28 protein-coding genes and 1 tRNA gene are annotated in these 25,367 nt (G+C 34.0%); 17 read left to right on the top strand and 12 right to left on the bottom strand.

Annotation, left to right across the window (positions count from 1 at the left end; all coding sequences use genetic code 11):
- Positions 1-95: 95 nt before the first annotated feature.
- The 3 genes from NPIRD3C_RS08040 to NPIRD3C_RS08035 all read left to right on the top strand — a co-directional run bounded on the left by NPIRD3C_RS08040 (position 96) and on the right by NPIRD3C_RS08035 (position 1,931).
- Positions 96-311, top strand: a complete 216-nt coding sequence (locus NPIRD3C_RS08040; RefSeq protein ID WP_148703656.1) for a hypothetical protein — start codon at positions 96-98, stop codon at positions 309-311.
- Between the two features lie 3 nt (positions 312-314).
- Positions 315-473, top strand: a complete 159-nt coding sequence (locus NPIRD3C_RS10490; protein ID WP_160272900.1) for a hypothetical protein — start codon at positions 315-317, stop codon at positions 471-473.
- Positions 474-557: 84 nt separating this feature from the next.
- Positions 558-1,931: a pyridoxal phosphate-dependent aminotransferase gene (locus tag NPIRD3C_RS08035; RefSeq protein WP_148703655.1), complete on the top strand. Its 1,374-nt coding sequence runs from the start codon at positions 558-560 to the stop codon at positions 1,929-1,931.
- Positions 1,932-2,016: 85 nt separating this feature from the next.
- Here NPIRD3C_RS08035 and NPIRD3C_RS08030 read toward each other — a convergent pair whose 3' ends face one another.
- A complete protein-coding gene (locus NPIRD3C_RS08030) occupies positions 2,017-2,364 on the bottom strand; it encodes a helix-turn-helix domain-containing protein (RefSeq protein ID WP_148703654.1) in 348 nt (115 codons plus the stop codon).
- A 186-nt stretch (positions 2,365-2,550) separates the two neighbouring features.
- Between NPIRD3C_RS08030 and NPIRD3C_RS08025 the strand changes: the two genes are divergently transcribed.
- Positions 2,551-3,132 (top strand): P-II family nitrogen regulator, encoded by a 582-nt coding sequence (locus NPIRD3C_RS08025; protein ID WP_148703653.1) that lies wholly within the window; start codon positions 2,551-2,553, stop codon positions 3,130-3,132.
- 95 nt (positions 3,133-3,227) lie between these two features.
- Here the strand turns inward: NPIRD3C_RS08025 and NPIRD3C_RS11015 are convergent, their stop codons facing one another.
- Both NPIRD3C_RS11015 and NPIRD3C_RS08020 read right to left on the bottom strand, forming a co-directional pair.
- Positions 3,228-3,356: a hypothetical protein gene (locus NPIRD3C_RS11015; RefSeq protein ID WP_255464666.1), complete on the bottom strand. Its 129-nt coding sequence runs from the start codon at positions 3,354-3,356 to the stop codon at positions 3,228-3,230.
- A 6-nt stretch (positions 3,357-3,362) separates the two neighbouring features.
- Positions 3,363-3,695, bottom strand: coding sequence for a P-II family nitrogen regulator (locus tag NPIRD3C_RS08020; RefSeq protein ID WP_148703652.1), 333 nt, complete (start codon positions 3,693-3,695; stop codon positions 3,363-3,365).
- Positions 3,696-3,811: 116 nt separating this feature from the next.
- Here NPIRD3C_RS08020 and NPIRD3C_RS08015 point away from each other — a divergent pair, with 116 nt between their 5' ends.
- The 3 genes from NPIRD3C_RS08015 (at position 3,812) to NPIRD3C_RS08005 (ending at position 6,561) form a co-directional block, all read left to right on the top strand.
- A complete protein-coding gene (locus NPIRD3C_RS08015; protein ID WP_148703651.1) occupies positions 3,812-5,122 on the top strand; it encodes an ammonium transporter in 1,311 nt (436 codons plus the stop codon).
- A gap of 14 nt (positions 5,123-5,136) precedes the next feature.
- A complete protein-coding gene (locus NPIRD3C_RS08010; protein ID WP_148703650.1) occupies positions 5,137-5,511 on the top strand; it encodes a DUF6659 family protein in 375 nt (124 codons plus the stop codon).
- A gap of 114 nt (positions 5,512-5,625) precedes the next feature.
- Positions 5,626-6,561 (top strand): calcium/sodium antiporter, encoded by a 936-nt coding sequence (locus NPIRD3C_RS08005; RefSeq protein ID WP_148703649.1) that lies wholly within the window; start codon positions 5,626-5,628, stop codon positions 6,559-6,561.
- A gap of 14 nt (positions 6,562-6,575) precedes the next feature.
- Here the strand turns inward: NPIRD3C_RS08005 and NPIRD3C_RS08000 are convergent, their stop codons facing one another.
- The 3 genes from NPIRD3C_RS08000 to cofG are packed head-to-tail and all read right to left on the bottom strand — an operon-like array spanning position 6,576 to position 10,360.
- Entirely contained in the window at positions 6,576-7,934 is a 1,359-nt protein-coding gene (locus tag NPIRD3C_RS08000; protein ID WP_148703648.1) for a TldD/PmbA family protein, read from the bottom strand.
- The gene (cofH, locus tag NPIRD3C_RS07995; protein ID WP_148703647.1) at positions 7,935-9,194 is read right to left on the bottom strand and encodes a 5-amino-6-(D-ribitylamino)uracil--L-tyrosine 4-hydroxyphenyl transferase CofH; all 1,260 of its coding nucleotides are present in this window, start codon (positions 9,192-9,194) and stop codon (positions 7,935-7,937) included. It lies immediately after the preceding gene.
- Positions 9,191-10,360 (bottom strand): 7,8-didemethyl-8-hydroxy-5-deazariboflavin synthase subunit CofG, encoded by a 1,170-nt coding sequence (gene cofG, locus NPIRD3C_RS07990; RefSeq protein ID WP_148703646.1) that lies wholly within the window; start codon positions 10,358-10,360, stop codon positions 9,191-9,193. The genes cofH and cofG overlap by 4 nt, the downstream gene beginning before the upstream one ends.
- Before the next feature lie 144 nt (positions 10,361-10,504).
- Here cofG and NPIRD3C_RS07985 point away from each other — a divergent pair, with 144 nt between their 5' ends.
- Both NPIRD3C_RS07985 and NPIRD3C_RS07980 read left to right on the top strand, forming a co-directional pair.
- Positions 10,505-10,864 carry a KpsF/GutQ family sugar-phosphate isomerase gene (locus tag NPIRD3C_RS07985; RefSeq protein WP_148703645.1) on the top strand — a complete coding sequence of 120 codons (360 nt, stop codon included), beginning with the start codon at positions 10,505-10,507 and terminating at the stop codon, positions 10,862-10,864.
- A 14-nt stretch (positions 10,865-10,878) separates the two neighbouring features.
- Positions 10,879-11,466 carry a hypothetical protein gene (locus NPIRD3C_RS07980; RefSeq protein WP_148703644.1) on the top strand — a complete coding sequence of 196 codons (588 nt, stop codon included), beginning with the start codon at positions 10,879-10,881 and terminating at the stop codon, positions 11,464-11,466.
- 74 nt (positions 11,467-11,540) lie between these two features.
- Here NPIRD3C_RS07980 and NPIRD3C_RS07975 read toward each other — a convergent pair whose 3' ends face one another.
- The 3 genes from NPIRD3C_RS07975 to NPIRD3C_RS07965 are packed head-to-tail and all read right to left on the bottom strand — an operon-like array spanning position 11,541 to position 14,350.
- Positions 11,541-12,683, bottom strand: a complete 1,143-nt coding sequence (locus tag NPIRD3C_RS07975; RefSeq protein ID WP_148703643.1) for a S1C family serine protease — start codon at positions 12,681-12,683, stop codon at positions 11,541-11,543.
- A gap of 38 nt (positions 12,684-12,721) precedes the next feature.
- Entirely contained in the window at positions 12,722-13,930 is a 1,209-nt protein-coding gene (locus NPIRD3C_RS07970; protein WP_148703642.1) for a glycosyltransferase family 2 protein, read from the bottom strand.
- Positions 13,931-13,933: 3 nt separating this feature from the next.
- The gene (locus tag NPIRD3C_RS07965) at positions 13,934-14,350 is read right to left on the bottom strand and encodes a type II toxin-antitoxin system RatA family toxin (protein ID WP_148703641.1); all 417 of its coding nucleotides are present in this window, start codon (positions 14,348-14,350) and stop codon (positions 13,934-13,936) included.
- A gap of 390 nt (positions 14,351-14,740) precedes the next feature.
- Here NPIRD3C_RS07965 and NPIRD3C_RS07955 point away from each other — a divergent pair, with 390 nt between their 5' ends.
- Entirely contained in the window at positions 14,741-14,938 is a 198-nt protein-coding gene (locus NPIRD3C_RS07955) for a hypothetical protein (RefSeq protein ID WP_148703639.1), read from the top strand.
- A 38-nt stretch (positions 14,939-14,976) separates the two neighbouring features.
- The gene (locus tag NPIRD3C_RS07950; protein ID WP_148703638.1) at positions 14,977-15,306 is read left to right on the top strand and encodes a tRNA-binding protein; all 330 of its coding nucleotides are present in this window, start codon (positions 14,977-14,979) and stop codon (positions 15,304-15,306) included.
- Positions 15,307-15,477: 171 nt separating this feature from the next.
- Here NPIRD3C_RS07950 and NPIRD3C_RS07945 read toward each other — a convergent pair whose 3' ends face one another.
- Positions 15,478-16,038 (bottom strand): TATA-box-binding protein, encoded by a 561-nt coding sequence (locus NPIRD3C_RS07945; protein WP_012214981.1) that lies wholly within the window; start codon positions 16,036-16,038, stop codon positions 15,478-15,480.
- Between the two features lie 137 nt (positions 16,039-16,175).
- On the opposite strand from NPIRD3C_RS07945, the gene NPIRD3C_RS07940 reads away from it, so the two are divergent.
- Both NPIRD3C_RS07940 and NPIRD3C_RS07935 read left to right on the top strand, forming a co-directional pair.
- Positions 16,176-17,297 (top strand): DUF1512 domain-containing protein, encoded by a 1,122-nt coding sequence (locus NPIRD3C_RS07940; RefSeq protein WP_148703637.1) that lies wholly within the window; start codon positions 16,176-16,178, stop codon positions 17,295-17,297.
- Positions 17,297-17,476: a hypothetical protein gene (locus NPIRD3C_RS07935; protein WP_148703636.1), complete on the top strand. Its 180-nt coding sequence runs from the start codon at positions 17,297-17,299 to the stop codon at positions 17,474-17,476. The genes NPIRD3C_RS07940 and NPIRD3C_RS07935 overlap by 1 nt, the downstream gene beginning before the upstream one ends.
- A gap of 1 nt (position 17,477) precedes the next feature.
- Here NPIRD3C_RS07935 and map read toward each other — a convergent pair whose 3' ends face one another.
- Positions 17,478-18,371 (bottom strand): type II methionyl aminopeptidase, encoded by an 894-nt coding sequence (gene map / locus NPIRD3C_RS07930; protein WP_148703635.1) that lies wholly within the window; start codon positions 18,369-18,371, stop codon positions 17,478-17,480.
- Positions 18,372-18,443: 72 nt separating this feature from the next.
- Between map and NPIRD3C_RS07925 the strand changes: the two genes are divergently transcribed.
- The 4 genes from NPIRD3C_RS07925 (at position 18,444) to NPIRD3C_RS07910 (ending at position 22,857) form a co-directional block, all read left to right on the top strand.
- Positions 18,444-18,520 (top strand) — tRNA-Pro (locus tag NPIRD3C_RS07925).
- A gap of 85 nt (positions 18,521-18,605) precedes the next feature.
- The gene (locus NPIRD3C_RS10700; RefSeq protein ID WP_237087641.1) at positions 18,606-18,902 is read left to right on the top strand and encodes a hypothetical protein; all 297 of its coding nucleotides are present in this window, start codon (positions 18,606-18,608) and stop codon (positions 18,900-18,902) included.
- Positions 18,903-19,040: 138 nt separating this feature from the next.
- Positions 19,041-22,331 (top strand): lamin tail domain-containing protein, encoded by a 3,291-nt coding sequence (locus NPIRD3C_RS07915; protein WP_192827843.1) that lies wholly within the window; start codon positions 19,041-19,043, stop codon positions 22,329-22,331.
- Positions 22,332-22,365: 34 nt separating this feature from the next.
- A complete protein-coding gene (locus NPIRD3C_RS07910; RefSeq protein WP_148703634.1) occupies positions 22,366-22,857 on the top strand; it encodes a DUF367 family protein in 492 nt (163 codons plus the stop codon).
- On the opposite strand, the gene NPIRD3C_RS07905 is transcribed toward NPIRD3C_RS07910, so the two are convergent.
- A complete protein-coding gene (locus NPIRD3C_RS07905; RefSeq protein WP_148703633.1) occupies positions 22,842-25,295 on the bottom strand; it encodes an ABC transporter substrate-binding protein in 2,454 nt (817 codons plus the stop codon). The genes NPIRD3C_RS07910 and NPIRD3C_RS07905 overlap by 16 nt on opposite strands.
- Positions 25,296-25,367 lie beyond the last annotated feature (72 nt).

The raw sequence follows: 25,367 nt of genomic DNA, 5'->3' as shown, positions 1-25,367 counted from the left end.
AATGACTTTGTTCTGAATATTATCAACTGGTTTACTCTGATCTGGTTTTAGATAATTTCAAACTAATTGATTAACTTGATTTACAATAATTACTCATGAAACATGCGTGGAAATACCGTGATCTCAAATTAGAAGGAAATTCTGATAGTGCTGGAGGCACACTATCTTACAAAAAGTCGTACAGGGGGTCAACTGCTTATGCTGAAAAGAAAAGTCTGTATCATATGGTAAGTAATCTTTGCGAGGATTGTACCAGGATGAAATGTACCTCTGGATGTATTTGCGATTGTCATCCAAAACATTGGTGGTAGTTTATGAAAGTAGAAATTGTTCAATCTGAAAGCGTATCGGAATTAGATGAGATGATCAACGAGTGCATTCAATCTCGTAAAGTTGAAGATATTAAGCTATCTACAACTATGTTAGACAATGGTAAAGTTCAGTATGTTGCATTAATTATGTTAGCAACATAATTATCATAATTGGATTGGCATTGCTATGATAAAATCAATATCATCTAGTTTAATTATTCCTTTTAATATTAATTAGTGAAATAAATGTCGTCGCCTAACTCTAATCGATTTGTAATAGATCAACAAGTTGAAGATATTGAGATGCCTGAAAATCTCAAATTAAACACATTTTTGCAAGAGTTTAGTGTAGACTGTTCTCACCCTGAATGTAATTTTGGAAACTATGGATTTGCATTTGGTCAAGCTCCTTTTCCTGTTCCAAAACCTGTAGTTGATGCACTAGTAAAAAATGCGGATAAAGGAACTTATGCTCCTGTCTCTGGAATTACAGAATTAAAAAATGCAATTTCCAAATACAACAAACATTATTTTCACATTAACGTTGATCCTAAGCGAATTATTGTCGGGCCTGGAACTAAAGAACTAATTTTTAATTTATTGGAACTTTTACATGGAACCGTAATTCTTCCTACTCCTGCTTGGTTGGGATATCTGCCACAAATCAGATTTCTTAGAAAAAATTATCACATGTTACCTGTAAATAAAGACGGAAAAATATCTCCAAACAAACTGAAACATCTTGCACTAAGATTGCATGATAGGCAAAAAATTTTGATCTTAAACAATCCAAATAATCCTACAGGATTATTTTACTCACAACTAGAGTTAGAAGAAATAGCTGATGTGTGTCGACAACAAAAAATTACTGTAATTTCTGATGAGATTTATGCCATGACTACTTATGATTTTAGTCAATTTGTAAGCATGTTGCAAATTTATCCAGAAGGCACATTTGTTACGAACGGATTATCCAAATCCCACGCTGCAGGCGGATATAGGATTGGCTATGTATTGTTTCCTCAACATGTGGTTAATTTCAGAGAGCAATTCAAAAAAATCCTTGCCACTGAATATACTGCAACTTCTACTCCTATCCAACATGCTGCCATTGCAGGATTTGAAAATAGCGTTGAGATGGATGACTATTTCAAAGTCACTCGTGAACTGCATAAAATCATGGGTGAGTATACGTACAATCGATTAAATGAAATTGAAGGCGTAGTCACTACAAAACCTGAGGCAACTTTCTATTTGCTTGCAAATTTTAATTATTATGCTGATGATTTTGCTGCAAACAACATCAAGACCTCACAAGAATTTTCTATTGCGTTGTTGGATCACCCTTATCATACTGCATTAGTTGGTGGGGACAGTCTTGTTTTAGAAAGAACTGATTTTAGTGCTAGAATTGCTTTTGTAGATTATGATGGAAACAATGCAATGAAAAATTGGATTGCCAAAAAACCATCTACGGCATCTGCCAGACTTGAATTTGTTCATCAAAATGCACCAAGAATTGTAAAGGGACTTGATATGATTGAGCGTTTTCTAAAAGATGTAAAAACAAAATCAATTGTAAAATTTACACATAAAGAAAAAAACTCTAATGCAATTTAACCTGTCATACGAGATGTTTACAAAATTAGATATTTTCATCTAATTGTCGAAACATATCTTTGGTATGATGCAGAGAATTTACATGTCAATTATTTTTCTGCATAAAGAGACCTAGCATTGTATGTCCCTTGTCAGTTATTGTATAGATCATGTTTGATCCAACTGCCTCTTTTTTGATAAAGTTGTAATCTACACATAAGTGAAGATAGTTCAGAAATGACTTTTTCATTCTGATCTTTGATTTTGAATACAGTTCCGAAAATGTCATTGGGTTTCCTCTTAACTGATACAATAATTTCAATAGAGATAACGTGCTGTAATCTCTAGTTCTTGCTTTTACTGCTCCAAGAATTTCTTCATCTCTTTTGATTATGAAATCTTCGAATTGTTCTGCCACTTCTAGTGGTACATATGTTAGTCTTGCTCTCATCATACTGTACAGTACGGTACATTACCTTATTAGTCTTTAACTTGAGCTTTGTTGAACTTTCTAGCTGATTTTTTTACACTCTTTCGTGCCTATATTTTCTAATTTTAGATCTAAAGTCTAAATTCGATCTGAATTTATTGCTGATAACTGCCTATTCTCATAAATAGCCCCTTTTTTTGAAAATTACTTGTGAAGAAGATAGAAGCTGTAATCAAAAGAAAAAATTTTCCTACGATTAAAACTCATTTGAATATGGTTGGCACTTACATTATTGATAAACGAAATCTCGAAGACAGTAACATCTATGATGAATCAAAAGGCTCACGTGTTGGTTCAACTGGCCTAAAATCTATACCACTTGCAAAAATTGAAACTGTTGTTCCAGATAAAGATGCACGAAAAATTGTTGAGATGATTTCAAAAAATTCTGGTTTGTCTGCAACACATGGAGGAAAAATCTTTGTCTCTGAAATGGAAGAAGTTGTTGACATGGAAACTATTGATGGTAAACAAGATCTTGAAATTACTTTTGAAGAAAATGTGGCATCAAGACCTTTGCCAAAACGAAGTAGGTTTGTCCCATTACAGAAATTTACTTTACATAAACTCCAAGTAATCTATGAGGAAAATAAAGAAACACTTCGAACTGATTATAGAATAAAATCATTTAGTGATTTTGTAAATTATTGTATAATGAAATCCTTACCTGCACTAGAAAAACAACTCAAAAATCCTACAATTGTTTATGAAAACAATTTTGGAGATTTTTAATTTTTAGAAAATATAATCTGAAAATAACCACAATCCAACTAAAGTTAGACCAACTGCGGCCATTATTAATTTTGCAATAGTAATTTTAGAGACTTTCATATGAACAACAAAAGTATTGGTGGTATAACAATTATTCCTACTATGGCTGCAACTTTTGGATAATCTTTTGGTTTAATTGGTTGCATTTTTTCCCTTTGGAATAATTTACTTTTACGAAAATTCATACCACATCACATTATTGTTGATTCGCCTTCTTCACCTGTTGCAATATCTATTGCACGCAATACTTGTGAAACAAAAATCTTTCCCACTCTGCCATTTTCTTTGATGATGTTTACCACTTCGTCCTCTTTTGACTCTGGTATGATCGCCTCGATAAAATACTTGTCATTAAATTGTGGAACAAAAATCTCACTTCCTTTTGATGCGTGAATTTCAGGACCGGGTCTCTTTCCCCTGCCTCTAACTTTGGTTACAGTAAGGCCCCCTATTCCAACTACTTTTAGTGCTTCACTTATTGCCATGACGTCATTTTCGCCAAGAATGGCTTGTATTTTGAGCATTTGATAACTATAGTTTCAACTTGATAAATATAATTTCTGATTTTGTAGACCAAATGATTATCATTTGACAATCAAATTTAGATATTGTTATTAATTAAAAACGAGTCTTTTTTTTAATGGTACTTGACTCTGGTGATACCGCGTGGATGCTCGTAGCTGGAAGTCTTGTATTGCTTATGATCCCTGCATTGGGTCTTTTTGAATCTGGTTTACTAAGAAAGAAAAATGCCGCTTCAATTTTCATGCAAATATTTTTCGGTTTGGCACTTTTGAGTGTAATGTGGTTTGTCTTTGGTTTTAGTTTATCATTTGGTCCATCTGATACTGGTCTTGTAGGAAACATGGATTGGGTATTCCTAAAGGGTATACCCTCAGACGCTCCACTTGATTATGCACCAACAATTCCGGGAGTGCTGTTTGTAAAATTCCAATTGATGTTTGCATGTATTACTCCATTACTTCTTACAGGAACAATTGCTGAAAGAATGAAGTTCAGCTCATTTATCATATTTATTGCAGCATGGTCTATGCTCATCTACTATCCACTTGTACACTGGGTATGGGGTGGCGGTTGGTTATCTCAACTAGGAGTTGTAGACTTTGCCGGAGGTATTGTGATTCACACAAGTGTTGGTATGGCAGCCTTAGCTGCTGCACTAGTTCTTGGAAAGAGAAGGAATTACGGTCCTGCTATTATGATTCCTCATAGTATTCCACTTGCAGTCTTAGGTTCTTCTTTGTTGTGGCTTGGTTGGTTTGGATTTAATGCAGGAAGTGCACTTGCAGCATCTGGCGGTGTTGCAGGAAATACTGTTATTGTAACACATATGGCTTCTTCAGTTTCAGCCCTGATTTGGGGTGGACTTTCATGGGTAAGAACAGGAAAACCTTCTGTTGTTGCTACAATTAATGGTGCAATTGCTGGTCTTGCTGGAATTACACCTGCATCTGGATTTGTTAGTGCTGAACATGCCTTTGTAATTGGAATTGCAATCGGTGTTATCTCTTACTCTGGTGTAGTGTTATTCAAAGAGAAGTTACGCATTGATGATGCACTTGATGTCAGCTCAGTTCACGGTGTTGCAGGCATTGTAGGTTCTCTTGCAATTGGTATCTTTGCAAGTACTATGATTAACCCTGGTGGCGTGGATGGATTGCTATTTGGAAATCCTGATCAACTATGGATTCAAGCAGTAGGCGTTGGTGTTGCAGCAGCAATAGGATTTGGAGGAACTTGGATACTGATGCAAATAATTAAGCATTTGATTGGAATTAGAGTTTCACCTGAAGTTGAAGATGTCGGTCTTGATATCAGCGAACATGCTGAATCTGCGTATTCAGATGAAGAGGAATTCATGCTGGATATGGATACGTACACTGATGAATTACAAGAAAAAGATGAAATCTTTAGAAAGAAAAAGAAGTAGATTTGGTGTATTCTTTGGCAATTAATTATGATGTTTTATCCAAAGAAATTCTTGATTTAGATCCTCAGGTACGATTTGCTGGTGTGGCAAATAATAAAGGCGAATTGATTGCAGGGGGGCAAAAAGATGAAGTTGAAAAATTGCTGGTTGGTGATGAGGTGAAAATGTCTATTCACTATGCTTTACAAAAACGGGATTTGTATACAAATCTGGCTTATAAGATAGGTCATGAAAAATCCTCTATTACAGAATATGAAAAAGTAACAATGATTACCATTCCAATAAATTCAAATGAGTTATTTCTAATAAGCACTGAACCTAGAGCAGACTATTTGAAAATTATTGATACAGCAAGTACTAAACTTGATTCCCTAAAAGAATCCGAATAATCGTTTAGGTCATAATTTGAGCCTAAACTTTGAATTTAGAATAGCTTGAATTGCTTGAATTGTAAAATTATAGTAAATGTCTCACTTTAAACCATCATAAACTGAAAGTTTCTTGTGGAAATCGTAATCAGTGCAGTTCTTACTCTTGTAGGATTGGTAATGCTGTGCTTTGGTGGTAATTGGCTAGTTAGTGGTGGCGTTGCTATTGCTAGAAAATTCCGCATCAGCAATCTTGTTATTGGAATGACTATTGTAGCGTATGGTACTTCCACGCCAGAACTTGCAGCAAGTGTAGCAGCTGCAGGTGAGCACAGCGCAATCATTTTGGGAAATGTTGTTGGAAGTAATATTGCAAATGTTGGAATGGTAATTGGAGTTGCAGCAATCCTTGCTCCAATTGTAATTCAAAAATCATTACTTCGAAAAGAAATTCCAATCATGTTGGGAGTTTCTATCTTACTTGTTTTAATTTCAATTGATGGTGAACTATCTAATTATGATGGAATACTTTTGCTTGTTGGGTTGGGTGTGTTTGGATATTATACTCTAAAGGATGCAATGAAACAGCGTCAAAAAAACAAAGATGAACTTCCTCAAGGAAAAGAAAATGTCTTTCTAAAATCAATTGGTCTGATTGGACTTGGTATTGGTCTTTTGTATATTGGTGCGATTCTAACAGTTGATAATGCAGTAATTCTTGCTAAAGAATTTGGGTTATCTGAAAAAATTATTGGTTTAACTATAATTGCAATTGGAACATCTCTTCCAGAATTGATCACATCAGTTATTGCAATTAAAAAGGGACATGGGGATATTGGTGTTGGTAACATCATAGGAAGCAACATCTACAACATCTTAATGATAATGGGAGTCGGTGCTGCACTTGGCGGTGTAATAATTTCAGCTGATGTTTACGTTGACTATGCAATTATGATATTGTTTAGTCTAGCACTACTAATTGGTCTTAAAACAGGCGTGATTAATAGAGTCGTGGGCGTAGGTTTGGCAATAGGATATGTGGCATATCTTTTGTTGACTTTTTTCAAATAATGTTCTGATTTGTTTCAAATTGAATTTACTTTGATATTTTCAGCCTTGATTGAAGGAGTGATGGATGGCAATGATGCCCATTGGATAACATTTTGTTGATTGTTTCCAATTTCTGAAATATTTTTTAACATTGTTGGAAGATTGTGAACAATTCTTACAGATTTTCCCGGACCCTTAATTTCACCATTTTCTATAATTCTAATGCCGCTTCTTGCAGTACATGAAAAATCACCCTTTATGGGATTTACTGCATATGTATACCATAATCTTCCAATTAACAATCCGTATTTTGTATCTTTGATCATGTCTTCTTGCGAGGATTTTCCTGAATCAATTTTTAGGTTATGTGGTGCTGAAATTGGAATAGGTTCTGAACTTCTGCCCATCAATGAGCTTAACCTTGCAGCATTTCCTGTGGATTCTTTATCTTCTTTGTAGCTATCAAAAAGATTAGAAAAAGTATTTTTAAAAACACCTTTTTCAACTAAACTGTTTTTTCTTGTAGTCATTCCTTCGTCATCAACTGATTTTGTTCCTATCCCTTCTGGTATATGTGGATCATCTGTTAAATTAAAATCCTCAACTGCTATTTTATCTTCAAAATTATTTGAAAAGCAACTCTTCTTTTCTGAAAATGTTTTAAAATTGAAATTTGATCCAACAACAAACGCTAATAATTCTCCCACAGAATACGGCTCAAAAATTATTGAATAAACATCTGAGTTAATTTTTTTTGGATTTATTGATTCAATACACATTTTTTTTGCATCTTGACCAATCTGCTCTGCTGAAAAATTTGATAGGGTTCTGCAATTTGCGTGTCCTATTCCTGATACTGGTAAAATCCCTTGCTCTGATTCTGCATTAATGATTCCTGAAATGTATGTTGATTTGTCATTGAAATGGAGTCCGTTTGAATTCTCTATCTCAAAAAGCTCTGAAACAATGTTTAATGAGCCTGTAATCGTATTAATTTTATTAGAATTTGCTGAATTTATCATAGATTGTGCGATATCCATTGAATTTGAGCCTGAAATATTTTCTAATTTATCATCGTACGTTCCTTTGAGATTTGTATTTTGTGCAGTTTCAGGCAGTCCTTTCCAAAATTCTCTTGATTTTAGATTTGAAATGGTTGAAAATGCTAAATCCACGGAATTTTCTATTTCTTCTTTTTTTGTAGTTTGGATTGTTGCAATTTTTTTCTCATGAATTAATCTTATTCCAAAACTTTCATCATAATTTTGTTTGATTTCTGCAATCTCTGAATCTGTTATTCTTACTGTGGTGATGTTTTTTTTCACAAAAATAATTTCACATTCATCGATTCGTTTTTTCTTTGAATGTTGTAATGCCTTTTCTAAGGCAGACAATTATTTTCTCCTTGGATTTTGATAATTGAATTTATTTATTTTAATCAATTCTACATATGAGCCAAATTGTGATGTGTTTGTAATTTTATCTAGTCCCTCTTCTGGTTCTTCATTATCTTCAAATTTTTTCAGTATTTTGTATTTTGTATTTCTTTCAGCAGGAGTTCTTTTAATCTCTCTAACCATCCTTCTAATTTCTTTTGGTTTTAATAATTGACCATGTTCTGAACCTGCAGAGGTTGAAATACTTTCATTGATCAACGTTCCCCCAAAGTCATTAGCTCCCCACATCAGTAAAAGCTGAGACATTTTTTGTCCTTCTTTGACCCAAGACATCTGTATGTTGTTTATACAATTGTTGAGCATAATTCTTGCAATGGCATGAGTTAGTAAGACATCATTTCCGCTACCGCCTTGTCTAATTCCTTCATGCAATTGGTGTTTGTACATTGGTGCCTCTGTATGAACAAAATTTAGTGGAACAAATTCTGTAAATCCATTGGTTTCCTTTTGAATCTCTCTGAGTTTTTCAATATGTTTTACTCTGTCTTCAAGTGATTCCAAATGTCCAAACATCATAGTTGATGTGGTATTGATTCCCATTTTGTGGGCAGTCTTGATGACTTTTTCCCAATCCTTTACACTTATTCTACCTGGTGAAATTTTATCTCTTAGTTCTTGATCGAGAATTTCAGCTGATGTTCCTGGGAGTGTGTCTACTCCTGCTTCTTTCATTCTTTTGAGAAATTCTTCAATGTTAACTCCAGAACGTGTTGCTCCATATAGTATCTCTTCAGGTGAAAAACCATGAATATGAATATCTGGGACCTCTTTCTTTATTTCTCTACAAATATTCTCATACACATCTCCCTCCATATCTGGTGGAAGGCCTGCCTGCACACAAACTTCAGTTGCTCCTAATTGATATGCTTCTTTTGTTCTACGTACAATTTCTTCTGTTGGAAGAAAATATCCTTCTTCCTCTCTAAAATCTCTACTAAATGCACAAAATCCACATTGCTTGATACAGACGTTTGTAAAATTGATATTTCTATTTACCACATACGAAACAATGTCTCCAACTCTTCTCTTCCTCAATTCATCTGCAACCAATCCTACTAAATGAAAATCAATTCCAGATGCATCGTATAATGCTAGCCCTTCTTTTGTTGATACTTCTTTTTCTGAAAGTGCCTTGTTTAGAATTTCTGAAATAATTGGATCAGAATTTTTAAAAAGTGAGTCTATGTTTGCTGTCATCTCCAATACTCCTCTTTTACTAGACCTTCCTCATCTTGAATTTTTTCCATTTTATCTTGTAACTCTTTACTAATAAAAGAAGAGAATTCAGGATATATTGGAAATCTACATTTCAAATTAAATCCTGCATTCTTTGAATTTTCTTCTACCTTGTTTATTTCTGGCCAAGAAAATTCAGGATTTACAAAATCAGGTGTTAGAGGAGAAATTCCTCCCCAATCATTTATTCCAACTGACAAAAAACTTTGATATGATCTTGGAGAGAGATTTGGTGGAATCTGTATATTCATTTTTGGCATGATGATTCGAGATAGCGCCACTACAATCTTGAAATATTTCTCATCAGCTGATGGCTCGTCTTTCATTCTAGTGTCTTGTTTTGGTTGGAAATTTTGTAAAATTATTTCTTGAATGTTTCCGTATTTTTGATGTAATTGTTTTATTGCCAGTAATGAATCGATAATTTCCTCTATGGTTTCTCCAATCCCTACAAGAATTCCTGTGGTCATTGGAATTCGTAATTTTCCGGAGTTTTCTAAAATCTCTAATCTTGCCTTTGGTCTTTTACTTGCTGCCAAGAAATGAGGCATTCCTTTTTCAGTTAATCTTTCACTAACATTTTCAAGCATTAATCCCATCGAAATATTTGTTTTCTTTAACTCTCTCATCTCTTCAAAATTTAGATTGCCTGCGTTGGTATGTGGGAACAACCCTTTTTCTAATGCTATTTCTGATGCATGAATTAGATACTCTGACGTTGATGTAACCTCATTTTCTTTTAACCAATCTCTTGCTTCCTGATATCTCTGTTCGGGTTGTTCACCTGTTACAAATAATGCTTCAACACATCTGTATTTTTTTGCCAGTTCAAGTAATTCTGTAATTTGTTGCTTTGACATTAGTGATAATTTTTCTTCCTCTGGCTCTGCTTTGTATGTGCAATATGAGCAACTATCTTTGCATAGATTAACAATATTGAAAAATGCCTTTTTTGAAAATGTAACTGCATTTCCTTTGTATTTTTTTCTTAAAATTTGTGCTGCTGAAAAAAGCTCATTTGGATCTTTTATTGCATGTTGATAAATTTCTAATATATTTTGACGCGAAATTCCCCTATTGTCTAAAACATTGTTTAAACTCTCAGAATTCAGTACAAGTTTGTTCAACAGAAGAATTCTTGATGGGAAGTATTTATGCTTGTGTGGTTGCTGATTAATTTCTGAGTACTATTCAGCATTAAAAACAATTCCTAGTGCCAAAGTTGATTTGTTTGTCATGTCCCTTAAATTTGATTTTGACGTGAAGCCTGTATGAGTCAAACATTAACAATCTCTGAACACTTTCGTGTTTTCTTAAATAATGTTATGAATAGCCATCCCACAATTGATCCTGAACTTTTAATTCGTGTATTGTTGTTTGAATTAAATCTAAAAAGATATGTTGGTCCAGACATTCCACACGTAAATATCACTGCCACCTATAAGGAAGGGACAGATTTACATAAAAAACAAGAGGAAGGTCGAGACAAATACCCAATTGAAATTACTACCAACAAATGGGGAGATGGTGTGATATTTTCTGGTTTGATGGGTGTAAGACATATTGAAAAAATTGCAACTGATCCAGATATCGTACGAATTACTGGTAAGGCGTCCCCCAGACACAACTAGAATGGAGAACTGATATGGTGAAATTTTTAGAGAGCATTACAAATCAATTTCCTGAACTTAGAGATACTTCGTTAGTGGATGTCACTGATAGAAATCGGTTTGATACTCTTATGTCCTACATTAATGCAGAATATTTGAATTTTGACAAAGTGAAGAGAACTGATCTCTATAGGCTTAGTATGATGATTGAGGAGCATGCACAAAGAGCATATGCGCCACTAGTTGCAACATTTGAAACCGAACATCTTTACAAATATGTTGAAAATAGATATTTGGAAATGTTAAAAAATATTCCAAAGGCTTGGATTATTGGTGGATTTGATAACCCGTTCTTTGCACCACAAACTCCACCTGATAAGGCTGAAATTTTAACATGTGCTGGAACCACTCTTCAAGATATGTGGATTGTAATTTCTAAACATAATGATTACTTGTTTGCATTAGTTGCTCAAGATATTGGCGGTGTTGAAAAAGGTGATTGGTTTAAAGGATTTTTTACATCAAAAACTGAAGTTGTCCAAAAAGTCATTGATGAAATGAACCATCTCATGATGACAGACATTGATTTTTTTAATATCCAATTAAAAGAAATATCTACTTGATGTGATTCTCAAATAATTTTAAAATTTTATTAGATTACTCTACTTCAGACTTAATTTTTTTATTTTTATATTACTTAATTCCCATTTGGTCTTTCTTGAAGAATAATTGAAACATCTGTGGTTCTACCATCTCGTAACACCTCTAAAATCATCTCATCCCCAACTGATTTTGCTCTTTGAAGATGAATCAAAATATCATCAATCTTTCTTACTTCAACATCATCAACTGATAAAATAATATCCCCCCCCATTGGATAGTTGACTCCGTTTACCTCAATAGTTTTCTCTGATCCTATTAATCCTGCTTTGGATGCTGGACTATCTTCTACTACTGTTACTATCAAAAAGCCCACTGCATCTTGAAGATCTAATACTTTGGCTAGATCAGGGTCGATATCTCTGCCTGAAATCCCTATCCATGGATGTTTGTATTCCCCATCTTCAATCAATGTAGGAATTATTTTTGCAACTGTTTGTGATGGAATTGCAAATCCTACACCTGTAAATTCCCCTGTTGCTGATTGAATTGCAGTATTGATTCCAACTACCTCTCCTCTCATATTCAATAATGGGCCTCCAGAGTTTCCTGGGTTGATAGCTGCATCTGTTTGAATAACATCTGGGATTGAATATCCTGAACCTGATGGAAGCAATCTTCCTAATTGGCTAACAATGCCTGATGTCATGGACCCTGATAGTCCAAATGGATTACCAATGGCTGCTATTGGTTCTCCAACTTTGAGATTTGAAGAATCTCCAATTGATAATGGTTGTAGCAATGATAAATCTGCGTTAACTTTGATTATTGCAAGATCTGTGAACGTATCTACTCCAATAATTTCTGCATTATATGATCTTCCATCAAGAAAAGTTACAACAATTTTTTGAGACTCTTTGATCACATGTGCGTTTGTTATTACATGACCATTTTTATCAAAGACAAAACCTGAGCCAACTCCTCCAACTGAATCGCCAGTTTCACCTCTTTGAACATTAACTCTGACGACTCCTGGTTCTGATTTTTCAAATATCTCTATTAATGATAATTTTTTTGTGTATGCTGGGGTGGTTTCTCCAACAGTACTTGGACTATGTCCATTACTAACAATAATGTCTGGCTTTACTGATTCTGGTGGTGAAACAAATAACACTGCAAAAACTACTATTGCAATTGCAGCTCCTATGGCCCCACCTACAAATACGCCTGATTTGTCCATGAGATTTTTTATTTCTTATTTTGTATCTAAAAGGCTTGCTATACGCTAATTGAACTCTGAGTATGATCCTTCATAGAGTAACTTCTTCCTCTCCAAGTAACTGATGACGTTTTTTTGGCTTGAAGTAATCCTGTCAAAAATCCTAAAACTACCACCAAACTGCCTAGTGGGGCAAATAATGCATGAGCAAATCTTAACTCCAATCCTTTTTTGGCTTCGATTATTGCTCCAGTATAAATCAAAAGTGATCCGATTAGTGATGTGATGCAAAGAATTTTTGAAGATAAAGTTTCAGCAGGTAATAAAATTGATGCCACCAAAATTGGAAATGGAACAAAGAGCAAAAACATTACTGCAAAGAAAATTCCTATCGCAATTTTTCCACTTTGAAGGTATAAAGGAATCATCAATCTTTTTAGTGCATTCCAAAGTGTGGTTTTGTCTCTTGCCCAAACTGCATCAATAAGATGTTCTCCTCTAACCATCTTCATTTTATAACCTGATTCCTTTACTTTTTTACCAAGTGCACCATCTTCAATTATTTCATGTTTTACACCTTCGTGCATTCCAACTTGTTCATATGTTGTTTTCTTTAAAATGAAAAAACTACCAAAAAAATACCCTGTCTTTTTTGAAGGGTTATTGACATTTAATGCAGAAAATCGCGTATGCAAAAATGTTGAGATCATTGGAAGTGTAATTTTTGTCCAAAAATCAAATGTTCTCATTTTGGGTATAGTTGATAATGCATCTAAATCAAATGAAAGAAGGTGTGCCACTGCAAGTGATACAACGTTTTTTTGATGTGTTGTATCTGCGTCTGTAAACAGTAAAAGTTCTCCAGTTGCCTTTCTGTACCCTTCCATACATGCCCAATTCTTACCCATCCATCCATCTGGTTTTTGTCTTGCCGACACATGAATAATTTTTAGATTTTTCTTGGCATACTCTGAAATTATGTTTGCTGTGGAATCTTCTGATGAGTCATCAATTACAATAATCTCATAGTTCTCATAATCTTGATTGATTAATGAATCTAAACATCTACCAAGAAATTCCTCTTCATTTCTTGCTGGAAGAATTATTGATACTTTTGGTGATGCTTGTGCAGTGTTTTTGAATCTATCTAAATATGGTGTTAATCGAAATGAATCTACCATTGATTTTATTAGATATGTCCAAGCTCCACATATTCCAATTAGAATTGCAGACAATGAATAATTAAAAACATCAAATACTATGTCCATGAACTATCTCTCAATCTCTTCTTTGATACTTTGCATAGCTTGCTCAGTACCGCTTTTGATGTGTTTTTTTATCATTCCAGTAAACATCCCCATCATTCCTGTCAATTTAATGTCCCAGACAGTTTGAAGAATGGTCTTACCTTCTTCTGGAATTAAAGTGACAATTTTTTCACCATTGATTATTCCTTTGGTGAATTTTGCATGAATTCTCTTCTTTGGCTCTATGGTGATCTCTTGTAGACATTTTTGATCACGAAATGCTATTGTAATTTCTCTGTTGATGGTATTTTCATTCTTTGAGATATTTCTTACTTTTTTTGTCCCCTTCCAAAATTTTGGTTCATTATCGATATCTGAAACAATATCCCATACTTTTTCAACAGGAGCAATAATTTGGACTTTGACTTCTATTTTTGCCATGAGGTAAAATTATTCATCCTGCATTAAATATGTAATAATCTGTAACATGAATGTGGGGATAGACTCCCTGAACCCTTATGTGAATATGTTTGTCGTAAGTGCAAAACAAAATTTCTCTTAGATGATGAATGTGTATATCTTCTATGGAATACAAAACGCTATCCTAGAATCATGTGTACTATTTGTTATTCCTGATCTACTCGTAAATTCTAAGTATTATATTGCAACTTTTGAGCTTCATCAAATATATTAGATTCCGATTTCATAGAATATAGACTGTGATGGGCAACATGCCTAAAATCCAGAACAGTAACTCCAGTTCTAATGGCATTTGCCATTCTTCCGTCACAGTCAATTAATCTTTGAAAGAAAATGAAACCCTCGAAATACATGCCAAAAATAGGAACCTTTGATGGTGCTGGTTTTTGGAAAAATGCATATGCGCATCAACGTGGAAAATTATTAAAAAAAGTCAATGTGCCTGAAGACCAAATTATTCAAATGGTTAACAAAAAGTATATGGAACTTCCAGCTGCATTGCGATATGAGATTGAAACTAGTGGAATTGATAAAAAAGATTTACAGTAATTCGAAATTCATTTAACAGGCAAAATTAATGTCTTTTCATGTCAAATGTATCATATGATGATTTTGCAAAATTGGATATTAGGGTTGCAAAAATTATCGCAACAGAGCCAATTGAAGGAAAAACAAGAATAATCAAAGGCCAAATTGATTTAGGAAATGATGATCAACGTGATGTGATTATTGGTGGCGCTCAATATTTTCAACCAGATGATATTATTGGAAAAACTGTAATTGTTCTTGCAAATCTGGAACCAAAAAAGATGGCAGGAGTGGAATCTAATGCAATGCTTTTAGCTGCAGATGTAGATGACAGACCATTCTGGTTGACCGTGGAAGAAGACGTTCCTTTAGGAAGCCCTATCAAATAATTTAATTTTTGAAAGGGAATGCTAGTCTTTTATTCAATGTGTTTTCTACCTGTTATTTAGATGCCATAATTTCTTTGATTATCTGATTAATGTTGTAGATTTTGCATTAAAGTTTGATTATTTTTATAACTAAATAATTAGAAAATTAATGAAAATATATTTGATTTATGACTAGTCATAAATCATTAGATCTTTTTCTTCTAGTAATGCATGCAGATTATTTACAGACCTGTAAACATCTGGCTCTTTTTTTGCACCTGTACAGACCAGTTTTCCTGAGGAAAATAGCAAAATGACTGTTTTAGGATCTAGCATTCTATGAATAAGTCCTGGAAATTGTTCTGGTTCATACATGCTTCGTGGCAATGTTCTTGCAGCTTGTTCTAGGTGGATTTTTCCGCCGAGGTTAATTGATGCAACTATATTTTGGATTTCTACAACTGCATCTTTCTTTACTTTGATTCCACCCTTTCGAAGTTTTTGAACAACTGTCTTTACGGCTTTTCTTGCCATCTCTTCTGATTTAGAACCAGTACATACCATTTTACCTGAAGTGAAAATTAATGTTGCAGTTTTTGGACTCTTTAATCTAAAAACTAATCCTGGAAATTGGTCCGGATGGTATTCTACATCTGGAAATGTTCTGGTGATCTCATTTAAGTCCATCTTTTGGTCTACAGATGCAGAAGCTACTACATTTTCCACACTTACGATAGGTTTGGTTTGTGGCATATTCGATTTTTTTGTATTTGAACTATAATAAAAGCACTCGCCATATTTTTTCACATCTAGAGGCATTTTCTACAATTTTTTGGCTTGATTTTGTAGCAGACGAATGGTTTAATTGAGATTTGACGATCGGGGATTTAGTGGATTTTACAAATTTTGATTTTGATCAGCTGTTTGGAATGAAAGATGATACCAATCCCTTAATGATGCTGATCTGGATTTTGCCAATTATCATCTTCATTTTTTATGGTCAACGAATTCAATTGTATGTAACTTCAGGTGAAATTAAAAAAGGAATTAAAAAACTAGGTGGATTCAGGGAAGAATCAAGAAATGAATTAATTAATTATGTCAATAAACATCTGAATCCAAAAGATAACCCTGAAAAGAAAATTGATCAATTTCTAGATTATTTTACTATAATGCCTGTTGATATGGATCCGAATGGAATTGTTGAGAAGGTCCAGCATACAGTAAGATCCAGAGAAGATTATACCCGAGAACATGTGAAATCACTTTTTTCTGAAATAAATGATGTAGAATTATCTAAAACTCAAACTTTGCTTGAAATTGCATCATCCTTGCAGATGATTCATAAAATTATCAATCACATGTTTTTGACTGCTAAAAAACAAAATAACTATCCTTTAATTTTGCCACTTCAGATGATTCTGCCTTTTATAATGGAGCAGGCAGAGGCAATGAAAGAAGCAATTCCTGTATTTAAAAGAGGACAACCTGTGGGTGATGGAATTGGACCCATGGTTGTTGGAAAAATGATGTTACATAGCCCAAAAGAAATTGTTGCGTTTCAAACTGCTGTTGCTAAAACTGAGTTTGAAAGCAGAAAATTATTTTTATTAAAAGCAGAAGGTCCTGGTTCTACTGTTGGAAGACCTGCTGATGCACTAGAATCAATAATTTCAGAAAATAAATTGGATGCAATAATTATGATTGATGCTGCATTGAAAATGGAAGGTGAGGACTCTGCATCTGTTGCACGAGGATTTGGTGCAGCCATTGGAGGAATTGGAACTGAGAAATTCCACATTGAGGCAATTGCAACTAAAAAACAAATTCCAATATTTTCTATTGTAGTAAAACAGTCTGTTAAGGAGGCAATAACTTTGATGACAAAAGAAATTGCAGACCAAGCCGATGATGTTCGCTTACAAGTCTATGAAATGATTAGAGAGAATACAAAAGAAGGTCAATCTGTAGCCATCATAGGTGTTGGCAATACTGTGGGAGTTCCTCAATAATGTTCTCAAAAGAAAAAATCACGATTGCGTACACTATTGAAAAATGTGAAGGTTGTGGAATACAAAAGAAAAGAAAATTTGCTGAAGGAGATGTATTGTTCTCTAAAATATCAAAATGTAACTCTTGTGATGGTGATACTGTGATTGATAAAATATTTGGAGAAACTATTGAACAATAATCTATGCCTTGGTAGTAACGGTGACCCCATTTTCTGTTGGAATGAATGTGTGTTCTGCTTGAGCAACTCTTTGTTCATTGACTTCAATTAAAACTGGATATGCTTGGACAGCTTTTTTCTTTATCAATATGTTGAGTAAATCCCTTGCTTCTTTTTCATCTCTTTCTTTTGTAATCCACCTTAAGGCAAATGGTAACATGTTAAAATTCTCCCAAATAAAATCAAGCATCTTGTCTGCTTCCGGATCCTTTGTCTTCTTTCTAGAATTTATTGCAAAAATATTTTTTATCTGCCCGTTTCTGACAAACCCCCCTCCATCACTTGTTGTCACAAATGGCTCACATGCATATGCTGAATTTTCTGAAAGTGAAAATCCTCCAATTGACCAAATATTTGGAATAGATTTCCCTGCATGTATTGTGTACTGTTCTAGGGAGTGACCACTAAGATTTGCAATTGGTTTGTATCCCATTTGCTTTATTGTAGTTTCAATGGTTCTTCCAACATCACTTGCTTTTACTCCTGCTTTTATCATTGACATTGCATTTGCTAGTCCTTCTTCTGCTGCTTGTACTAGTCCGTCATACTGTGGATCATAACATACTGTTACTGCGGTATCTGCAATGTACCCATTAATCTGTGCACCAAGATCAATTTTTACCAAGTCTGTATCTTTGATAGTGATGGGATCATTTGGCTCTGCAGTGTAGTGAGCTGCTACTTCATTGATACTTGTGTTAACTGGAAACGCACATTTTGCACCACGTTTTTTAATCTCATCTTCTACCGACTCACAAATTTCATAAACTGTTTTTCCAATCCAATCTTTTACCCTGACTATCTCTCTTACCTCAGATGCAATTTTTCCTGCTTTGATGTATTCTTCTATTTGCACAATTCTGCTCCTTTGTGTACCTTTAAAATGATTATCTGTGAAGCTTAAATTGGGCAACTTTTAGGATTTACTGGGATCGTGGTCTAGCTTGGTATGATTCTGCGTTTGGGACGCAGAGGTCGCGCGTTCAAATCTCGCCGATCCCACCATTATCTTATTATCAAATCAATTCATATTATTACTGCCGAGCAATGAAGAAGAGTTAGAGTAATGACTTTGATATGAAGTAAACTAATGGCTCTGAGCTCCGGCATGTTTTTATCAATTCATCGAGGTCTTGATTCATTGAAATTTGAGAGACGAGATATAATTTTGATTGCAGGATTATTGCTTTTTATGATTGGTCTTATTCCCTTTATGAGTCCTGCATATGCTGCAATTATTGTAATTATCATGTATTTTGGAATCAAAATCTATGTTGCAAAGAGACGACAGTTAATTCAAAGGGATGTGGGTGAAGGCATATGCCTTGAGTGCGGGGCTAAAATACATGAGAAAAAATGTCCAAACTGTGACTATTCTCAGGAATGATTCCTACGTATGCCTTAAAACTGAAAAACTACTAAAATTCCTGATGTCTTTAAGATATATGACTTTAACAACTAGCTCAACTTTTCCTCAATTTCATTCTAAAATGACTCTTCTGGCCCAAAAAAGTAGGAAACAGCAATGAATCGGAACCTGCCTATAGTATTTTTCATATTCTTACTTGCAGGAGTAATTGTACCTGCATATGCCCAAACTGATCAAACCGTTGTAATTAATGAAGTTGATATCAATCCCCCTGGAGATGATTCAAAATCTATTTCTGAATGGGTAGAACTTTACAATCCCACTGACTCTACAATTGATTTGAGTGGATGGAAGATTGCATCAACTACTGTTCTAAAGAAAACTATGACCATTCCATCTGGGACAACTATTAATCCTGGACAATTCTTAACGTTTTCATATCAAAGTGTTTGGTTCACTGATTCGAGTGAATCAGTTGAGTTGAGAGATGAAAATGGTGTTGTAATTGACAAGACTCCTGTTCTATCTGACATTCAAAATGATTTTAAATCTTGGCAAAGAATCTATGATGGCTATGATTTTGACAGCTATGATGATTGGAAATTTGTAACCTCTACATCTGGCTCTACTAATGGGAAATTAATACAAGAACAAAAAGCAGAAGAAACCACTGTAACAGTTTCATCTCCAAAGTCTTCATATTCATTTGGAGAAACTGTAATAATTCAAGGAAGTGTCTCAAAAAAAGTCTTTATTGAAAAACCATTCTTCCAACCTGAAGTAATTACTGTAAAAATTACTGGTCCAAACTTTGATAGAACTTTGACTTTGCATCCTGATTTAAAATTAAATTATAAAACAACTTTGAGTCTACACCAAGTTTTAGGTATTAATGAAGGAAATTATGATGTAAATGTAAGTTATGCTGGTGCTACTGCAAGTACCTCGTTTTCTGTAGGTTTTGAAATAACGGAACAACAATCTAAACAGGATGGTTATCTAAGTTTGGTTACGAACAAATCTCAATACCTTCCTGGTGAACTTGTTTCAATTATGGGCACTACTACTGAAATTATACCTCTTCAAGGAATGAAGTTCACAGTAACTGATTCTTCTGATAATGTTGTCTATAATGGAAATTTGTTTCCAGTGGATGGCCAATTCAAAACTAATGTTTTCATATCTACTGTCAACCCAGTTTATGGAACTTATCAAATAATTGGGGAATATTTTGACAAATCTGTAATTGCTACATTTGAGGTAGTAGAAGATGTTAAAGAAACAGTTCCAATATCTTTGTGGACTGATAAAGAAGTTTATGGATTGGGTGAAGTTGTTACTATTACAGGAAGACTAAATGATGTTTGGATTCCTGCACTTGATTTAGAAATAGTACAAACAAAGAGCCTTTCATTAGGTACTGGTAGTAAAGTTGGTGGCGGCTCTGTCCTAAAAATTTTGGATGTCGTTAGAATTGATGGAAATGGAAAATTCCAATACTCATTTACCATTCCTAATGAGAATATGCGGTTAGGAGATTATAAAATTAAAGTTTCAAAAGATGTTGGCTCTGTCAAAAAAACCATAAAAGCGGTAGTAGATCCTGAAAATTTTGTTCAGATAACTGAACCTTTGGCTATTACAACTAACAAACTTGTTTATGATTTCAATTTGGATAAAGAACTTGTAATTAGTGGTAAAATAAAGAACCTTGTTGAACGCACAAGTTTTGAGATTCCTACAGTGTTGATTTCAATAAAAACTGAAGATGGAAAACCTCTTTCGATTTTTGGGGTACCTGGAGGGGTAAATCAAGGTGCTACTGGAGGAAAAGGATCTGTAGTAGCAGATTACCAGCTTACTGCAATTCCTGAAGCTGGTGGAACGTTTGAAGTCGCAACTGATATTAGCAGATTAATATTTTCTGAAGGGACATACATAATTACTGCACAATATCTTGATCTTTTGGCCACTGCAACTTTTGAAGTTGTTGATGATTTGGCTGGTGGCCTTACTATCTCCCTTGACAAAGAGGTATATGGATTAGGAGAAAAGGTCTCTCTTAACGGAATTATTCCTACTAGTGATCGAGCCGTAACAATTTCAGTAACACGACCTGATGGAACAACCACAACATATGGAGCTCCAATTGATAATCAGAGATTTTCATGGTCCTGGACCACTCCTGTCTCTGAAAGATATCAAACTATTAAAGGAGATGATAGTAGAAGTACATCTTCTTCTAATTTTGGTCTTTATAAAATAAACATAGGAACTGACTCCTATGGTGAAACACTATTTTTTAAGGTTTCAGCAGATCCTGCAAATGATTCTATTTCAAAAACTCCTATATTTGTAACAACTGGAAAACCCCTTTACCAAGCAGGAGAAAAACTCAAGGTAGTGGGAAATGTAATTCAACGAATACAGGGCGATGAAGGACTTGTTGTACCTGACCGTGTAACAATCCAAATTCTGGATGGTGTATTCCCTTACAAAATTATTCATGAATCTGCTGTTTATCCAAAGCCTGGAGGTGAATTTTCAAGTTTGTTTGAATTACCTGCAACCGTATTTAGTGAAGGATTTTATTCTGTCAAGGCAGTCTATTCTACTGCTAGAGCAACTGCTACCTTTAGTGTTGCTAATGATTTTACTTTTGGTATTGATGATCCTGTATCTTTGTTAGTCTCTACTGATAAACCTGAATATCACCCTGGTGATACTGTAATAATTTCTGGAAAGCCAAACAAACTCATCTATCTAGAAACATATGATGTAAGCATAATTAAAAAGTCTGATACCGAAATTACCTGTGGCTCTTTTATTTGTGGAGTTCATACTGGTGCAGTTAAATCAATTCGCCCAAGCCCATCTGGTTCATTTACTCATGAATATAAAATACCAAACACTGCATCTGCAATTGGAAAATATGAGGTGACCATTGATGCTGACTTTGAAACAAAACATATCCGATTTAATGTTGTTGAAAAACCACCTACTCCAAAATTGGAAACAGTAATTGAAAAAGAAAATAGAATTGCTGATAATATCATTTCTGTATCTGCACAAGAAAAAACTGTTGATGATGTGACTCTGTTGCCAAGAGTTATTTCAGGTTCTTTGCTAACTCCTTTAAGATCTGATATTTCTGATGTTAATCTCAAAATTTCATCTTCAAGTGGTATTTGTGTAATTGGTCCTGATGCTGATTGCCTTGTTAGTGAATCTACTAGAAAACCTGGTCAAATCTATGATGTTGTGGAGGTGGATGGAATGAGCCTAAATGTTAGATATAGTGGTCCTGATGTTCGCCTAGAAAAATTCAGTATTTTACCTGAATCCTCTGAAGATTTCTTACTTGATTCTGATTGGAATGTGGAGATAATAAAAGATGATCAGGTATCTCGATTCTATTACAAGGTAACATACAAGACTGTAGAGTAAATTCAAAATACTCTTCATTCTAAAATTATTTGAAATGAAACTTCAGGTTTTGATGTTTTATCAAGATGATCCAAAAAAATGTACTGCTGCAAAAATGATAAAGTTTGGTCTTGCTCAAAATATTAAAAAGATTGGAATAAAAGGTTTAGTTTTAGATCCCTTTTCAAAAAATACTTTGATGCCAAAAGACAGGTCATTGATCAACTCTATAGTTGGAATTGATTGCTCTTGGAATCTAGCAGATCAAGCATTTTCAAAAAAATTTAATGGAATAAAACGAAAGTTGCCCCCGTTGCTTGCAGGAAATCCAGTAAACTATGCTAAATTAAATAAATTAACTACTGCTGAAGCCTTGACAGCATCTTTGTTTATTTTGGGACATAACGAACAGGGATTAGAGTTGCTTGATAAATTCAAGTGGGGACATACATTCTATGAACTTAATCAAAACCTTTTGGGTGAATATTCCAAATTAGAAAAGGAAGAACAAGTTGAATTAATTCTAAAAGATTATGGGTTGTTATGATGTTTTTTTAATAAAATAATAATTCCGATAATAATGATTATGGGAATAATCAAAACCTCGTATTTTATACCATCTTCTGAAAATTCTATATTATCAGAAGAACTACTTGGTAACTCTGTTTTCTTTTCAGTTACAATAAAACTTGATTCATAAAAATCTGGTTTAAGAACTGAATTTGAAACAGCAAAAATTTTGATGTTACCTGTTCCAGGCAGTAATTTTTCTGAATCTATTTTGAGATTTATTTTGTCTTTATCCACTTGTATGGATTCTGATGATATCATATTTCCATGACTATTTAATAAAAAGTATAGGATAGAATCTGTATTTTCAACCTCTATTTCTACTGAAAATTCTTCTCCTTTTTGAATCACATCTTTTAATTTAATTTCTCTGATAATTGGAAATGCTGCATTTTGAAATTCAGACCAACTTCCAATTTCAAAGGGATATGAATCATCATCAAAAGCAGTTACTAAAATTGTCCGTGATTCTGGTGAATATGACTCTAAATAAAATGGACCATTACTAATTACTGCATGGTTTTTTTCATCAATCCACTTTATTGCTGATTCAAATCTTTCTTGATAGTATTTTGATTCTAAATTATTTTGTTTTAATGATATAGGTATGTAGTTCGAGTTTCTAAAATCACTCAAATAATCTTTGACTAGATTTGCATCATTTGGCACTATCAATGAAATCCAATTTACATTCTTACTTGTAGCTCCCGATCTGGAAAATGATGCCTTGCCATCTAAAACTGCTTTTTCCATTGCAGCAGAAATCTCCCATGGCATTGTATTCCAAATAACTGCCCAGTCCGCTATCTCCCCTTCATCAAAATGCCAGTAATCAACATAAACTTCTATAGTGTCTTTATCGATTTGATTTATCCCTTTTATTGTCTGAATACTTTGAGCAGCCCTTGGTGTAAACTCTGTATCAAAGGTTCTATCGTTTTCATCTATTTGTGTCCCCCATTCAATTGTAAAGTATAGTGAATACAAAATATCATTCATGTCTATTCTCTGACCGTGATGCCAATTTCCAAAATTAAAATCCAAAACAACTTTGCTTGTTGCCATTGTTTCTGGTTTGATATTTTCCCATTTTTGCAATGTTGGATTCCACATTATTGCTTTTGTAGGAACTATGAGATTTCCATCTGGACCTGCTGTTTCAACTTGCCAACTTGTTCTAATTGGAAATGTTTCTCCTGTAAATGGATGCTTGAATGTTCCAGGATCTGATATCGTGCCCCAAATATGTCTGCTGTAGCTGTCTGTTAATCCCATAACAGGATTCCATGCACCTTGATAGATCTGTTTGACCCCAATCACAAGTTCGTCACTATCACTTTGTGCGTTAATTGGTGTAAATCTGCTTGGTACTCCTGCTCCAAAATCATTAACAACTCCACTGACTCTTTCATTTACAACGTACTGATCAATTTTGCTTGCCAAGAAAATTCTTACAGATTCATTAATTCCTTCAACTACTGCTTCTCGAATCAACTCTGATCTTTTTTCAGATGTTTCGAATTCTCCTGTGTAAATTTTTTGTGTAATCTCATCTAGTTTGTTATTTTCATAATTCCAATATGATGGATCATTGAATCCTGGCATGTTTGAAAACCATGGAGAGTACATTTGACCCAATCCTACAGAATCATATTTCACAAATGCCGAACGTCCCCACCCTTCAGTGTATAGACTCCATTGTAACTCAGATGGATTTGAACCATATACAACAACAAATGCTTTATTCAAATCACCAAAATCTTTTTTGACTACAAATCCTATTCTCTCTAACTCTATTGCAAGAATCTCTCCGATAGATTTTCTAACGGGGTCATCACTTCTGATAAAAATTTTAATTTCTATTGAATTTTCATTTATCTTCCATTTTCCTTCTTTTTTGATTGCCCCCTTCTCTTTGAGAGCTTTTGTAATAATTTCTTCTGCAAGCCCTGGATTGTATTTGAAGTTAAATATCTCCAACTCCTCTAAAATTGTTAGATATTCCGGATCTGAAGTGCTGTAATAGGAAATTATGGGTGAACCATATCCTCCCATTAATTCATTTACAATTAATTTTCTATCTACCAAATAATTTAATGCAAATCTGATTTCTTTGATTGAAAATGGATTAAACTTTTCAGCATCTGCTGGATTTACAAGAATACTATAAGAGCCACCAGTTGAATCAAAGACCTGTAATCCTTCTCTTGACTGATTGCTTTCTAATCTGTCTGATGAAATTCTGTAATAATAAATGTCTAAATTCCCATTTCGAACTTCTTCTAATGCAGTATTTTCATCTAAATACTGAATAAATTTCACAGAATCAACAAATACACTTTTTTCAGCAAATGACTGATTGTTTACAACAACTACAATTGAAAGAGCTAGTATGAAAACTAGCAATTTTTTCATACCGCTAATTTAATCGGGTTATAATAAAACCTATATCACAATACCCTGTCGTTCTTATTTCCTAAAACCTAA

It is taken from the genome of Nitrosopumilus piranensis (assembly GCF_000875775.1).
GTDB classification, from domain to species: domain Archaea; phylum Thermoproteota; class Nitrososphaeria; order Nitrososphaerales; family Nitrosopumilaceae; genus Nitrosopumilus; species Nitrosopumilus piranensis.
The sequence above is the reverse complement of the archived record's forward strand: the minus strand, read 5'-3'. Positions and strand labels throughout refer to the sequence as shown.